This window comes from Sphingomonas sp. CFBP 13603 (assembly GCF_014892665.1).
GTDB lineage: Bacteria > Pseudomonadota > Alphaproteobacteria > Sphingomonadales > Sphingomonadaceae > Sphingomonas.
In genome coordinates this window covers 15438-29120 of the sequence record NZ_JADBIA010000018.1, presented here as the reverse complement: position 1 = coordinate 29120, position 13683 = coordinate 15438, and the positions used below count along the sequence as shown (strand labels likewise).

Here is a 13683-nt window from a genome sequence, read left to right as displayed (position 1 = left end):
GTTCGCGGTGACGCCCTGTGCTGCTCGCTATTGCAGCAAGGGCTAGTGGGTTACGGTTAAGACGCTGTAAACGACGTTTCGAGTTGATGGCCAAGTGCCTGAGCACCCAGCACGATTGCGCCGAGCGGGCCGGCATTGTTGCCAAGCGCGGGCGGCACGATGAACGTGTCGGTAAGTGCCACCTCGGGCAGCGTGATATAGCCGCCGAGGCTGCGCGTCATCGCCGCCCGCACGCGCGGGAACAGATGCGATGCGCCCATCACGCCGCCGCCCATGACGATGCGACGGGGTATCCCGGTCAGCACCAGCGTATGGCAGAGCTGGCCGAGCGCGTCGGCGACACCGTCCCAGACGGGATGGTCCGCCGGTGCTTGGTCCGCGGGGAAGCCGATCCGCGCGGCGATCGCCGGCCCGGCGACCAGCCCCTCGATGCAGGCGCCGTGGAACGGGCAATTGCCGATCCAGTCATCGCCCTGGAACCGCGCGGGTCGTATATGGCCGAGTTCTGAATGCGTCAGCCCGTCGACCGGACGGTTGCCCGCGATCATGCCGGCACCGACACCGGTGCCGACGGTGACATAGGCGATATCGGGCAGACCCTTGGCAGCGCCCCAGAACGCCTCGGCCAGCGCCGCGCCGACGACATCGCTGTGGAAGCCGGTGGGTACGCCGTAGCGCCGTTGCAGGCGGCCGGCGATGTCGGTTCCTGCCCAGCCGGGCTTCGGCGTCGACGTGATGTGGCCGTAATCATGCGAGTGACGATCGATCGAAACCGGACCGAAACTGGCGATACCGATCGCCACGAACCCGCTCCAGCGATCGAGCACCGCCTCGATCGCGGCCAGCGTCTCGTCGGGCCGCGTCGTGGGAATGCGTACGGTTTCTTCGATCTGGTCGGGTCCGCGCGCAAGAATGCAGATGCATTTCGTGCCACCGAGTTCGATTCCTGCGACCAGTGGTGCTTCCGTCATCCTCAACTCCCAACGCGTTGTCGCGGCCCGCTTCCTTTGCTGCGGTGCTCCCGTCAAGAGGCGAGCCCGCGTTCCGGCGTGATTGCGATCACGGTGAGCGAGGATTTCGCTTGCTGTCGATCTGGCCGATCATGCGTTAAGACCGTCGAGTTCACACGAACAGACAGGAATTTCCGATGGCGAAGAAACCCGCAAAGCTGCCCAAGGTCGACACGAACGTATCGAGCGAGGCGCAGCCGCAATACCAGGTCGAATATCGCGAAATCCAGCCGTACGGCACGCTGAAGCGTCTACCGATCGCACTCGAGGACAATGCGCGCGCGCAGAGCGTCTCGATCCTGAACCAGGTGCTCGCCGACACGATGACGCTTCGCGACATGTACAAGAAGCATCACTGGCAGATGTCGGGCGCGACGTTCTACCAACTGCATCTGCTGCTGGACAAGCATTACGAGGAGCAGGCCGCGCTCGTCGATCTCGTCGCGGAGCGCATCATGGCGCTTGGCGGCATCTCGATCGCGATGGCGCCCGACGTCGCCGAAATGACGACCATTCCGCGTCCGCCGAAGGGCCGCGAGGACGTGCCGACGCAACTCGCGCGTCTGCTCGAAGCACACGAGATCATCCTGCGTCAGGCGCATGAGGGTGCGGAAGCCGCTGACGAATCCGGCGACGACGGCACCAACGATCTGCTGGTGAGCAACATAGTTCGCACGCACGAGCCGCAGGTGTGGTTCCTGGCCGAACATCTGGCCGCAACCGAGCTGGTGCGCGGCGACAAGTAAGCAATACCCCTCTCCCGGCATATCGTCGGGAGAGGGGCGCTTCGCTCTAACCGAGTCGGACTGATCGCCTCGACGGTAAACCGTCGAGGCGATTTGTCTTAGCGGGTGGCGTTGTACTTGAGCTGGTCGTCGGTCAACTGGAACCCGACCAACGCCTCGAAGCTGGCCCGCAGAACGGCCTGGCGGACTTCGGGGGTGCTCAGCGGATCGACCGCGGCATCCTGATCGCCTGCCTTGCGCTTGCGCGTGAGCTTTTCGCGGACGTCGTCGGGCAGCGTCGCTGCCGAACGCGCGACCGTCGCCGATGCGGTCGCCGAGGCGGAGGCCAGCGCCTGGCCTGCATCGAAGTGCAACGCGACACGGCCGACGCGCTTGGCGACGACCGCGCTGCCGCCGCGAACCACCGTGATGAAGTACGGCAACGTCACGTCGCGTGCGCCCTCAGTGCGGTTGCGACGGGCGCGAATATCGAAACTGACGCTGGTGACGACCTGATCGGTGGCGTCGGCGCAGGTCGACCGGACGTTGGTCATCAACGCGGCGACGTCGATCGCCGACTGGTCCCGGCTGGTGGTCGGATTGAACAGCGTGATGTCGCCGGTCGCGGCCGGGATCGCTACTGGCGGGCAAACCGAACGGACCGCGGAGATACCGCCGGTCGCGTCGACTTCGCCCTTGGTGGCGCATCCGCCCAAGAGACTGGCACTCAGAAGGATCGCACACGCGGAAACGGCTAGGGTGGGGGCTTTCACGGGAACGCGTACCTTCTCGAACGAGCGTTGAGAGCGTCGCGACGACACGCGCTCCCTGGTCGGCGGGCACCATAGGAACCGGCTATCGTCCAGGCAAGCAATCGCGTAGAGGCAAGCCATCATGAGCCCAATCGACAAGCCGCCGCTCGAACTGTTGATCGCAGCACCCCGAGGCTTTTGCGCTGGCGTCGACCGCGCGATCCGGATCGTCGAACTGGCGATCGAGAAACACGGGGCGCCGGTCTATGTCCGCCACGAGATCGTCCACAACAAGTTCGTCGTCGACACGCTGAAGGCGCAGGGCGCGATCTTCGTCGAGGAATTGAACGAGGTGCCCGATGGTGCGCCGGTCGTGTTCTCGGCGCACGGCGTGCCCAAGTCGGTGCCGCTCGACGCGCAGAATCGCGGGCTCGAATATCTCGACGCGACCTGCCCCCTGGTATCGAAGGTGCACCGGCAGGCCGAGCGCCTGGTGGCTGCCGGACGGCATATCGTGTTCATCGGCCATGCCGGGCATCCCGAGGTGATCGGGACGTTCGGACAGGTTCCCGAAGGCGCGATGTCGCTGATCGAGACGGTCGAGGACGCCGAAGTGTTCATGCCGATCGATCATACCAACCTCGCCTTCCTGACGCAGACGACGCTGTCGGTCGACGACACCGCAGCGGTGGTGGCGACGTTGCAGCGCCGCTTCCCGCAGATGCTGCCGCCGCGGGGCGAGGACATCTGCTACGCGACGTCGAACCGCCAGACCGCGGTGAAGGCGATCGCGCACAGCGTCGATGCGGTGCTGGTGATCGGCGCGCCCAATTCGTCCAACTCGGTACGGCTGGTCGAGGTCGCCGAGCGCGAAGGCACGCCGGCGATGCTGATCCAGCGCGCGAGCGAGCTCGACTGGGATTTCTTGGCGGGCGTCGGCACGCTGGGGATCACGGCGGGCGCGTCGGCCCCTGAATTGCTGGTCCGCGAACTGGTCGACCGGCTGTCGGAGCGGTTCACGGTGTCGGAGCGCGAGGTCGAGACGAACCGCGAGACGATCGCGTTCAAGCTGCCACGCGGACTGGAGGCGGCCGCCTAGCATGGCGGTCTATACGCAGGTGTCGGCGGAGGCGCTGGGCGCGTTCCTCGCCAAGTTCGATCACGGCGAACTCGTCTCGGCAAAGGGCATCGCCGAGGGAGTCGAGAACAGCAACTATCTGCTCGATACGACGACCGGGCGGTTCATCCTGACGCTGTACGAAAAGCGCGTGTCGGCGGACGATCTGCCGTTCTTCATGGCGATGCTCGATCATCTCGCGGTCGACGGGAACCCGGTGCCGCGTGCGCTGCCCGATCGCAGCGGTGCGCTGATCCACGAGCTCTGCGGGCGACCGGCGTGCCTGATCGAATTCCTGACCGGGGTATCGGTGTCGCATCCGACCGAGGCGCAGGCCCGCGCGGCCGGTGCGGCGATGGGGTCGATGCACGTCAGCCTTGCCGGGTTTGCGCAGGAGCGCGCCAATACGCTGGGGCCGGACGGGTGGCGCGCGTTGCTTGCCAAGTGCGGCCGCGATCTGGATGCGATCGGGCCGGGGTTGTTCGATACGGTGAGCGCGGCGGCGGACGACGTGGTGGCGGCGTGGCCTGCCGACCTGCCGCGCAGCGTCGTCCATGCCGACCTGTTTCCCGACAACGTGCTGATGCTCGGCGACCGGGTGACGGGGCTGATCGACTTCTATTTCGCGTGCACCGACGTCCGCGCGTACGATCTGGCGATCATGCACAGCGCCTGGGCGTTCGATGCGCAGGGCGAGAATTACGACGCTGCGGTCGGCAAGGCGCTGGTCGCGGGCTATGTCGACCAGCATCCGCTGTCGGCTGCCGAACGCGCCGCGCTGCCGGTGCTGGCGCAGGGGGCGTGCCTCCGCTTTCTGGCGACGCGCGCGTGGGACTGGCTCAATACGCCGGCGGATGCGCTGGTGACGCGCAAGGATCCGCTGGCGTACTGGCGGCGGTTCGAGGCGTATCGCAAGGACGATCTATTCGCATGACTGACGAAGCTCCCGTTTCCATCACCAAGGTCGAGATCTTCACCGACGGCGCGTGCAAGGGTAATCCGGGCCCCGGCGGCTGGGGGGCGGTGATCCGCATGGGCGCGCACGAGAAGGAATTGTCGGGCGGCGAGACGCCGACGACCAACAACCGGATGGAGATGACCGCGGCGATCGAGGCGCTCAACGCGCTGACCCGGCCGTGTGCGGTGACGCTGTACACCGACAGCAAATACGTGATGGACGGCCTCACCAAGTGGGTGAAGGGCTGGCAGCGCAATGGCTGGAAGACCGCCGACAAGAAGCCGGTGAAGAACGCCGAACTGTGGCACGCGCTGCTGGCGGCGGTCGCGCGGCACAAGATCGAGTGGCAGTGGGTGAAGGGTCACGCAGGCCACCCGGAGAACGAGCGCGCGGACAAGCTCGCGAGCGACGCCGCGGTGGCTGCCGGGCGACGCTAGCCCAATCGGCACGTCCCCGGCGCAGGTTGGGGCCCAGCAGGATGTGGAGACCACGGCGCGTCACCCTCCCTTAGCGCCGTATCCCGACTGGGCCCCGACCTCCGCCGGGGACGCATGTTCCGTCTTACGCGCCGACCATGTCGCCGAACTGCGTATCGGTGTGAACGGCGTCACGGGCGTACGGCTCGCGGTTCATCGTCAGGTTGATGATGACGATGCCGGCATGCGGTGGGCGGGTCGAGCGCGGCGCCGGGCGTGGCAGGCGAATGACCTGGCGGCCCGAACGATAGGCGGCGAGCGTCGTTGCCTTTGCACGCCGTGTCGCATCGGTGACATGCCAGCCGACGACCGCCAGCGCGACCTGTGCCGCATCGGTGACCGCGACGCTCGACTGATGGCCGCGATCCCGCACCCGTTCCCACGATCGCTGCAACCAGGACGGCTGGTCGAACGCGGACACGTCCGCCGAGCGCCACGCCACGCGCAGGCCCTCCGGAACCCCTGTCCAGCTATCGACTTCCGACGACCCTGCTGACGATCGGACGGAGCGGATCAAGTCGTGCCGGCACCGCTGGCAGCGACTGAACAGGAACCCCTGATTTTCCAGGACGAGCGGCGCGGCGACGTGCCCCGAGGCGTGACAGAGCAGGTTCATGATGATCCTCCTTGATGATCGATGTATCGAGATGCAGTGCGGCCAGCACGATCAGGTCGCCCGGCCCCTGTTCAAGCACCTGATCGAGATTCCAGACCTCGAAATGATGTCCCATGCCGACCAGCAGCGCGCGCTGCCGGACGCCGCGGCGCGCGCGCATCCACGACGCGATCGCGATCCGCCCCTTGCCGTCCATCTGCGCGGGCGCGACGAAGCCGAGGCGTCTTCGCAGCAGCGTATCGCGCGCACCGCTTTCCCAGTTCGCAGCGAGTTCGCGGTGCTGATCGACGACGCTCGTGCCGTCATAGACGAGCATGCAGGGATCGTCGGCGTGAAGACCGATGAACAGATCCTCGCGAGCGCCGCGTGACTGTATCGCGATGCAGAATTGCTCCGGAAGCACCAGTTCGCCGCGCGCGCTGATCGTCGAGACGGCACTTCCCACGAAAAGCTTGTCCATTGTGCTTCCACCACCACTACAGCCAAACCAACTTCGTCGTTGCCTTGGCATCCCGACGACATCGCCTAAGATGAGGTCATGGTTATGAAGCGTTAACCACGAACAAAAACTAACATTTTTCTAGTTTTGCCGACTAGTTCATTGCTGTTCTTTTGCGCGAAGCTTGCGCGGGAAATTATCCAGTCCAGCGCGGGATTCATCTACCGATTTGGTAGTCGAAATCGCACAAACATCCGGATCGCTTTGTATCCGCGGACGTCGCTTTGATGCTGTTGTTGCGCGTTTAGCGGAAACGACTCGGCGAATAGCGAGCGGGGTCGATGGCCGCGATAGCGCGATCGGGCGGAGTATCGAGCAGGAGACCGGCCGCGAGCATGGCTGCGGCGGGTGCGGTCTGGATGCCGAAGCCGCCCTGCCCCGCGCACCAGAAAAAGCCAGGCATACGGACATCGAAGCCATAGATCGGCAGGCGATCGGGCGCGAACGTGCGCAGCCCCGCCCAGCTTCGTTCGACCGCAGCGACACGCCAGTCGACGACCTGCTCGAACCGGTCGACCGCGATCGCGATGTCGATCTCCTCGGGCGCCGCGTCGCACGGGTCGGTCGGGGTTTCATCGTGCGGACTGAGCCAGAGCCGACCACCGGGCTCGGGCTTGAAATAGAAGCGGCCCGCAATGTCCGCGACGTGCGGCAAGCCCGCCGGCGCGCCGGGATCGGTGCGAAGTTGCGCCATCGTTCGGCGATAGGCTTGCAGCCCCAATGGACGGACGCCGGCGCGGATCGCAACCGCGTCGGCCCAAGCCCCCGCCGCGTTGACGAGTGTGCGCGCACGAAAGGCGCCGGCCTTCGTCTCGATCGTCCAGACGCCATCCGCACGCGTTGCGCTCACCAACGCGGCATCGGTGACGAAGTCCACGCCTGCCCGCCGGGCCAAGGCGATACCGTCGGCGTGCAGTCCGGCCACGTCGATATACGCGCAGCTCGCCTCCTGCACGCCCAGCGTCCAAGCGGTGCGGAGGCCGGGGATGAACGCGGCCGGATCGACGCGGTCCAAGACGACGTCGCTACCGGCGAATTCGGCGAGGAACGCGTCCATCGCGGACTCGTCTTCGGCGCGACCGACATGCAGCGAGCCGAGCGGTGCCAGATGCCCGCCGGCCTGGAGGACCGGGCCCGACGCGGTGGTAAGCGGCTGAATACCGGGGCCGCCATAGGTTTCCGACCAGAATGCCGCCGAACGCCCGGTCGCATGATAGCCGGGCGCATCCTCGGCTTCGAGAACGAGCGTGCTGGCCTGCGATCCGATCGCCGCAGCGAGGCTGGTGCCCGCCATGCCGGCACCGACGATCGCGATATCGTACACGGACGCCGTCACTGCGACGGCACGCACGCGGCCAGGAACGCATCGATCGCCGACAACGCGCGGTTGCGCACCGGATCTGCCTCGCGGAGAATCTCATGCGCGGATTCTGGACCGAAGCGCACGACTTGCGCGTCCGGCAACCGTGCCGCTAGTCGAAGCGCCGCGGGAGGATCGACCAGCTTGTCGGCCTCGGCGACGAGCATCAGCACCGGCGTGTCCATCGACTCGATCCGCGGATCGACGGCAAGTGCGGCGGCGCCCGCGAACCCCTGCGCAAGCCACGCCCAGCTTGGCGGGCCCAGCACCAGCTCGGGATGTTGCCGCTGCCACCAGCCTTCGTCGGCGTAGCGGTCGATGTCGTGCGTCAGCAACGTTTGCCGCGATGCGACCGAGCCGGGGCGTTCGTTGTTACGCCAGGCCGCGCGAGCCGGGTCGCCGTATTTCGCCATCCAGCGTGCAACCGTACCACTGAACGCCGCGCCTAGCGGCGCTTTCAACCCGATCATCGGCGCGACGAGGATCGCTGCATCGGGACGGATCGCGCGATTCGCGAGCGCGCGCATGACCATCATCCCGCCCATCGAATGGCCCAGTACGACGCTGGGCAGATCACCGTCCGCGATCCAGTCCGCCCAGAACGCCGCGAGATCCGAGTCGAACACGCCGTAATCGCTCGCATGGCCGACATGGGGATCCGCCGACAGCCGCCCCGAACCACCCTGCCCGCGCCAGTCGAACGCAGTGACGGACCAACCGCCTGCGTGGAAATATGCGAGCGTCTCCAGATATTTCTCGAAGATATCGCCGCGACCGGTCTGGAACAACAGGCGCCCACGCGGGCTGGCCGCGAGCCAGTCGAAACGTCGCAGCTTCCAGCCATCGGGTGCCGTCCACCATCCCACGCGTGCATCGGCGGGAATCGCACGGCGCACGGCCTGGAGGGCATCCGGCCCGGCGAAGGTCCCGGAATTGGGAAGGAAATTACCGGGGACGGTTACTTTTTCGAAAGCCATCTCCGTTAGGACCTAGCCGATGGGGTGGAACATTGCTCTTCCAATTTTGATCGTGATACTCGGTGGCCTGCTGGTTTCCGCCGGGATCCAGGACGCGCGGACGCGTGAGATCGCCAATTGGAAGAACGCGGTGATCGCGCTGCTGGCACCCGTCTGGTGGTACGCCAACGGGCTGGACCTCTGGCCGGACATGGCACTGCAGGTCGGCTGCGCACTGGCGGTGTTCGCGGTATTCCTGGTCGCGTTCCATTTCGGGATGATGGGTGGCGGCGACGTGAAACTGATCGTCGCGTTGGCGCTGTGGCTGCCGTTCCCGGCGTTCCTGTCGATGCTGATGGTGATGTCGATCGCCGGCGGGGTCGTCACCATCGTGATGATGATCGAACGCAGAATCAAGAAAAACCCAGGACAGATCGAAGTTCCATACGGCGTAGCGATAGCATTCGCCGGGCTTCTTGCGATCCGCGAACCACTCCTTAACCAGTTTCAGTGATGATTAATGTCGGAACACACTCCCGGCGCCTGAAAGGCACGATGTAGTCATGGATAGTCGCAAGATAATTTTGCTGGTTGGCGCGCTGATAGTTGCGGCCATCACAGCATTCTTTGCCAGGACGCTCATCGCCGGGAGTTCTGCACCGCAAGCCGGTGCCGTAGTCGTCGCCGCGCCCGTCATCGACGGTCCCGAAGTTCTCGTCGCGACACGTTCGCTGCCGGTCGGCACGATCCTCGACGCGACTGCGCTGAAATATCAGCCCTGGCCCAAAGAGCTGGTCGACAACGCCTATTACCTCAAGGACAAGACCAACCTCCAGTCGTTGCAGGGCACGGTGGTGCGGAGCATCATCACCGCCGGACAGCCGGTGACCCAAGGCTCGCTGGTGAAGCCCGGCGATCGCGGGTTCCTGGCGGCGGCCCTCGGGCCGGGCATGCGGGCGGTAACCGTCCCGGTGTCGGCGCAGGCTGCGGTCGCGGGCTTCGTTTTTCCGGGTGATCGGATCGACCTGGTCCTGACCCAGACGGTCGCCGGTGGCGGCGACGGCCAGCCGTTGAAGGTATCCGAGACGATCATGCGCAACATCCGCGTGCTCGCCACCGACCAGCGCACCGACAACCTCGTCGGCGAGGACGGCAAGACCAAGGTCCAGACCTTCTCCAACGTGACGATCGAGGCGACGCCGAAGATGGCGGAGCAGGTTGCGGTCGCGCAGACGCTGGGAACGCTGTCGCTGTCGCTGCGCTCGATCGCGGACAATTCGGCCGAACTCGAAGAGGCAATCGCCTCGGGTGCCGTCAAGGTGCCGGACGGCAACGATCCCAAGGCGGAAAAGGCGATGATGGTTCGGCTCGCGAGCCAGCCCTCGGCCGGCGCCTCTACCTACCAGACCGGAGCGGACGTCTCGCGCTATCAGCGCAGCAGCGTGCCCGGCAAGGAGGCTCAGGGTGGCGGGATGAGCGGCCCGTCGATGCAGGGCGTGCCGGTCGCGCCATCCGCTGGCGGCGCGGTTGCCGTCCAGGGACCGGTGGTGCGGGTCGCCCGCGGCAACGCATTGACCGTCGTTCCGGTCGGGGGGAAGAATTAAGATGCGTATTGCAACCACTCTCCTCGCGACGCGGATCGGCAAACCGCTCGGTTGGCCGCTCGCGGTCGCCCTGGTCGCAGCGACGGCAGCACCGTCCGTCCCTGCCCTGGCGCAGCGCGGCAGGGCGACCACAGCAACAGCCGGCTCGCCGATCGTGCAGGTCAACACCGGCCGTGGCCGGCTGGTGACGCTGGCGCAGCCGATGACCGACCTGTTCGTCGCCGACGACGCGATCGCCGATGTCCAGGTGCGGTCGCCAACCCAGCTCTACGTGTTCGGCAAGAAGACCGGCGAGACCACGATCTCGGCCACCGCAAGAGGTGGTGCCGTCGTGTATTCGGCCACCGTCCGCGTCGGCAACAACCTCGATTCGGTCCAGCAGATGCTGGGCCTGGCGATGCCCGAGGCCCAGGTCGTCGCGACGCCGATGAACGGACTGATCCTCCTGACGGGAACGGTTGCGGCACCCGAGGATGCCGCCGAAGCCGAGCGGCTGGTGCAGGCGTTCGTCGGCGAATCGACCAAGGTGCTGTCGCGCCTGAAGACCGCGACGCCGTTGCAGGTGAACCTGCAGGTGCGCGTCGCCGAAGTTACCCGCAGCTTCGTCAAGAATATCGGCGTGAACATCCAATCCTTCGACCGGACTGGTGGTTTCAAGTTCGGACTGGGGCAAGGACGAGACGCCACGATATTTGCACCCGGTGGCGGAATGTTCGTTGGCGGTGCTACGCCGACGGCTGGCAATACGGGTGTGGCCAAGGGCGCGTTGGGGTCGACATTCGGCCTCGCCGGCAAATTGCTGGGTGTCGACCTGCTCGGCGCGATCGACCTGGGCGAGACGTTGGGTCAGGTGACCACGCTCGCCAATCCGAACCTGACCGCCTTGTCGGGTGAGACCGGCACGTTCCTGGCAGGCGGCGAGATTCCGATCCCGCTGGCGCAGGCGCTCGGCACGATCTCGGTCGAGTACAAGCAATACGGAATCAGCCTGGCCTATACCCCAACGGTATTGTCCGACGGCCGCATCTCGTTGCGTGTGCGCCCTGAAGTGTCGCAGCTCGATTATGCGAACGCCATCACGCTGAGCGGTACCCGGGTGCCCGGCATCACCACGCGGCGGACCGAGACCACCGTCGAACTCGGCTCGGGCCAGAGCATGATGATCAGCGGCCTGTTGTCGAACAACAATAACAACACCTACGACAAGACGCCCGGCCTCTCGAACCTGCCGATCATCGGCGCGCTGTTTCGCTCCAACGCCTTCCAGCGCAACGAAACCGAGCTGGTCATCGTCATCACGCCGTATCTGGTGAAGCCAGTCAACAACGCCAGCGACATCGCCTTGCCGACCGACGGCGCGCGTGCACCGATCGATCTCGACCGGGTGTTGCTGGGGCGGCTGAGCGCGACCGACGGCGGCAAGCGTCCCGTCCCGACGCTAGCGCCGCCAACTTATGCGCACCCTGCCATCGGAGCGGCCGCACCCGTCATGCCCGTGCCGCGCAGCGACGTCCGCCGCAGCGAAGCCGACGCCACCCCGGCCGTTCAGACCAAGGGCAATGCCAAACCGAAAAAGGGCGCCGTGCCCGCCCCCGGCTTCTCGAATTGAGCCCGTCATGCGCCCAACGCACCAAGGATTTCCGATGATCAACAAATCGATCCTAGCGCCCCTCGCATCCGCACTGCTGCTCGCGGGCTGCATGGGAACGGAGAATCGCGGTCTCGAATCGGTCCACCAGCCGGTCGTCAGCCGATCCGACTATGCGTTGGATCTCGGCGTATCCGGGGGTGCGCTGGTCCCCGGCGAGGAACGCCGCCTGGCCGGCTGGATGACGACGATGCGGCTCGCATATGGCGACCGGGTCGCGATCGACGATCCTGCGGGCGAAGGCCTCCGCGCGCATGACGCCGTCGCCGCGGTGGTCGCGGGATACGGCTTGCTGTTGAGCGACGACGCGCCGGTGACGCCTGCGGCCGTCACCCCCGGAACGATCCGCGTCGTGGTCAGCCGGATGCGCGCCGCCGTGCCGCGCTGCCCGGACTGGTCGCGCGATTCGACCAACGAATTCGAGTCGAACACGTCCTCCAACTATGGTTGCGCGGTCAATCGCAACCTAGCCGCGATGGTCGCCAATCCCGCCGATCTGGTGCGCGGTGCGCCGGGTACGGAAACCACGGATGCGGCGGTCTCGTACAAGGCGATCGACACGTACCGCAAGAAAGCGCCGACCGGTGCCAGCGGCCTGGCCGCCGCCAGCACGGGAGGAAAGTGATGAACGCGCCCTGGAAACCGGGTGGGATCGCGCACCGCGAACCCTTTATCGCCTATGTCTGCGACGAGACGACCGCCGAGGCGTTGCGCCCGATCGCGACCGAGCTCGGCTGGCCCGTCGAGAAGATTCACAAGGGCGGCCTGCGCAACGCGATCCAGTCGCTGTCGGTATCCGCCTCGCCGCAGATCCTGTTCGTCGACCTCGCCGAATCGGGCGATCCGCTGAACGACATCCACGCGCTCGCCGAAGTCTGCGAGCCGGGCACCGTGGTGATCGCCGCCGGCCAGGTGAACGATGTCCGCCTGTACCGCGATCTCGTCGCGAGCGGGATCCAGGATTATCTGCTGAAGCCGCTGCATCCGGACATGCTGCGCGAGGCGTTCGTGCATGCGCAGACGATGCTGAACGCGCCCAAGCACATCGAGGTATCGCCGGAGCGCCCGCATTGTTCGGTCGGCGTGATCGGCACGCGCGGCGGAGTCGGCGCGTCGACGATCGCGACGTCGATCGCGTGGCTGCTGTCGGACAAGGAGAAGCGATCGACCGCGCTGCTCGATCTCGACGTGCATTTCGGCACCGGCGCACTCAGCCTCGATCTCGAGCCCGGACGCGGCCTGACCGATGCGATCGAGAACCCGAGCAGGATCGACGGACTGTTTATCGAGCGGGCGATGGTCAAGGCATCCGAAAAGCTCTCCGTGCTAAGCGCGGAAGCCCCGATCAGCACGCCGCTGATCACCGATGGTGCCGCCTTCTATCAGCTGCAGGCAGAGATGCGCGCGGCGTTCGAATGCACCGTCGTCGATCTGCCGCGCGCGATGCTGATCCAGCACCCGCATCTGATCAGCGACGTGAAGCTGGCGGTGATCGTCACCGACCTGACGCTGGCCGCGGCGCGCGACACGATCCGCATCCTGTCGTGGATGAAATCGAACGCACCGCAGACCGAGCTGTTCGTGGTCGCCAACCGGGTTCATGTCGGCGGGCAGCTCGAGATCACGCGCAAGGACTTCGAAGGCTCGATCGAGCGCAAGATCGACTATCTCGTGTCGTTCGATCAGAAACTCGCGGCGCAGGCGGCCAAGCTGGGCAAGCCGCTGGTCGAAACCGGCAAGAACTCCAAGACCATCACGCCGATCGTCGCACTGGCGAGCGCATTGGCGGCCGCGGTCGCGGACAGCGGTGTCGATGCCGCGAAGGGCGCGAAGGGCAAGTCGCTGATGGGCAAGTTCGGCGAGCTGAGGGGTTTGATCCCGAAGCGCGCGGCGAAACCGGCAAAGGCGAAGTGACCATGCGCGCCCGATCCGATCGCCGGCCTGCCGCAATCAGGGATCGCT

At 66.0% G+C, this 13683-nt stretch carries 15 protein-coding genes; 10 read left to right on the top strand and 5 right to left on the bottom strand.

All coding sequences use genetic code 11. The features are described from left to right. Nucleotides 1–56: 56 nt before the first annotated feature. The gene (locus tag IFR23_RS19370) at nucleotides 57–971 is read right to left on the bottom strand and encodes an ROK family protein (RefSeq protein ID WP_107961525.1); all 915 of its coding nucleotides are present in this window, start codon (nucleotides 969–971) and stop codon (nucleotides 57–59) included. A 176-nt stretch (nucleotides 972–1147) separates the two neighbouring features. On the opposite strand from IFR23_RS19370, the gene IFR23_RS19365 reads away from it, so the two are divergent. Beyond that, nucleotides 1148–1756: a Dps family protein gene (locus tag IFR23_RS19365; RefSeq protein ID WP_192145540.1), complete on the top strand. Its 609-nt coding sequence runs from the start codon at nucleotides 1148–1150 to the stop codon at nucleotides 1754–1756. 98 nt (nucleotides 1757–1854) lie between these two features. Here the strand turns inward: IFR23_RS19365 and IFR23_RS19360 are convergent, their stop codons facing one another. Further along, nucleotides 1855–2508: a hypothetical protein gene (locus IFR23_RS19360; RefSeq protein WP_181321053.1), complete on the bottom strand. Its 654-nt coding sequence runs from the start codon at nucleotides 2506–2508 to the stop codon at nucleotides 1855–1857. A 121-nt stretch (nucleotides 2509–2629) separates the two neighbouring features. Here IFR23_RS19360 and ispH point away from each other — a divergent pair, with 121 nt between their 5' ends. The 3 genes from ispH to rnhA are packed head-to-tail and all read left to right on the top strand — an operon-like array spanning nucleotide 2630 to nucleotide 4999. Next, nucleotides 2630–3586 carry a 4-hydroxy-3-methylbut-2-enyl diphosphate reductase gene (gene ispH, locus IFR23_RS19355; protein ID WP_192977242.1) on the top strand — a complete coding sequence of 319 codons (957 nt, stop codon included), beginning with the start codon at nucleotides 2630–2632 and terminating at the stop codon, nucleotides 3584–3586. Between the two features lies 1 nt (nucleotide 3587). Then, on the top strand, nucleotides 3588–4538 hold the full coding sequence (thrB, locus tag IFR23_RS19350) for a homoserine kinase (protein ID WP_192977241.1): 951 nt from the start codon (nucleotides 3588–3590) through the stop codon (nucleotides 4536–4538). Beyond that, entirely contained in the window at nucleotides 4535–4999 is a 465-nt protein-coding gene (rnhA, locus tag IFR23_RS19345; protein ID WP_192145546.1) for a ribonuclease HI, read from the top strand. Before thrB ends, rnhA begins: the two co-directional genes overlap by 4 nt. A gap of 124 nt (nucleotides 5000–5123) precedes the next feature. Here the strand turns inward: rnhA and IFR23_RS19340 are convergent, their stop codons facing one another. Beyond that, nucleotides 5124–5654: a hypothetical protein gene (locus tag IFR23_RS19340; RefSeq protein ID WP_244655805.1), complete on the bottom strand. Its 531-nt coding sequence runs from the start codon at nucleotides 5652–5654 to the stop codon at nucleotides 5124–5126. On the opposite strand from IFR23_RS19340, the gene IFR23_RS20355 reads away from it, so the two are divergent. Further along, nucleotides 5653–6024, top strand: coding sequence for a hypothetical protein (locus IFR23_RS20355; protein WP_244655804.1), 372 nt, complete (start codon nucleotides 5653–5655; stop codon nucleotides 6022–6024). The two genes, IFR23_RS19340 and IFR23_RS20355, sit on opposite strands and share 2 nt — an antisense overlap. 373 nt (nucleotides 6025–6397) lie before the next feature. On the opposite strand, the gene IFR23_RS19330 is transcribed toward IFR23_RS20355, so the two are convergent. Beyond that, on the bottom strand, nucleotides 6398–7447 hold the full coding sequence (locus tag IFR23_RS19330; RefSeq protein WP_192977254.1) for an NAD(P)/FAD-dependent oxidoreductase: 1050 nt from the start codon (nucleotides 7445–7447) through the stop codon (nucleotides 6398–6400). 38 nt (nucleotides 7448–7485) lie between these two features. Next, the gene (locus IFR23_RS19325) at nucleotides 7486–8490 is read right to left on the bottom strand and encodes an alpha/beta fold hydrolase (RefSeq protein WP_192977238.1); all 1005 of its coding nucleotides are present in this window, start codon (nucleotides 8488–8490) and stop codon (nucleotides 7486–7488) included. A gap of 19 nt (nucleotides 8491–8509) precedes the next feature. Here IFR23_RS19325 and IFR23_RS19320 point away from each other — a divergent pair, with 19 nt between their 5' ends. Genes IFR23_RS19320 through IFR23_RS19300 form a run of 5 tightly spaced genes read left to right on the top strand, consistent with a single transcriptional unit; the run spans nucleotide 8510 to nucleotide 13635 of the window. Beyond that, nucleotides 8510–8983 carry an A24 family peptidase gene (locus IFR23_RS19320; RefSeq protein ID WP_192977237.1) on the top strand — a complete coding sequence of 158 codons (474 nt, stop codon included), beginning with the start codon at nucleotides 8510–8512 and terminating at the stop codon, nucleotides 8981–8983. A 49-nt stretch (nucleotides 8984–9032) separates the two neighbouring features. Continuing rightward, nucleotides 9033–10073: a Flp pilus assembly protein CpaB gene (gene cpaB / locus IFR23_RS19315; protein WP_192145555.1), complete on the top strand. Its 1041-nt coding sequence runs from the start codon at nucleotides 9033–9035 to the stop codon at nucleotides 10071–10073. Nucleotide 10074: 1 nt separating this feature from the next. Next, the gene (locus tag IFR23_RS19310) at nucleotides 10075–11682 is read left to right on the top strand and encodes a type II and III secretion system protein family protein (protein ID WP_192977236.1); all 1608 of its coding nucleotides are present in this window, start codon (nucleotides 10075–10077) and stop codon (nucleotides 11680–11682) included. A gap of 34 nt (nucleotides 11683–11716) precedes the next feature. Then, nucleotides 11717–12346, top strand: a complete 630-nt coding sequence (locus IFR23_RS19305) for a CpaD family pilus assembly protein (protein WP_192977235.1) — start codon at nucleotides 11717–11719, stop codon at nucleotides 12344–12346. Next, nucleotides 12346–13635 (top strand): AAA family ATPase, encoded by a 1290-nt coding sequence (locus tag IFR23_RS19300; protein WP_192977234.1) that lies wholly within the window; start codon nucleotides 12346–12348, stop codon nucleotides 13633–13635. Before IFR23_RS19305 ends, IFR23_RS19300 begins: the two co-directional genes overlap by 1 nt. Nucleotides 13636–13683: the final 48 nt, after the last annotated feature.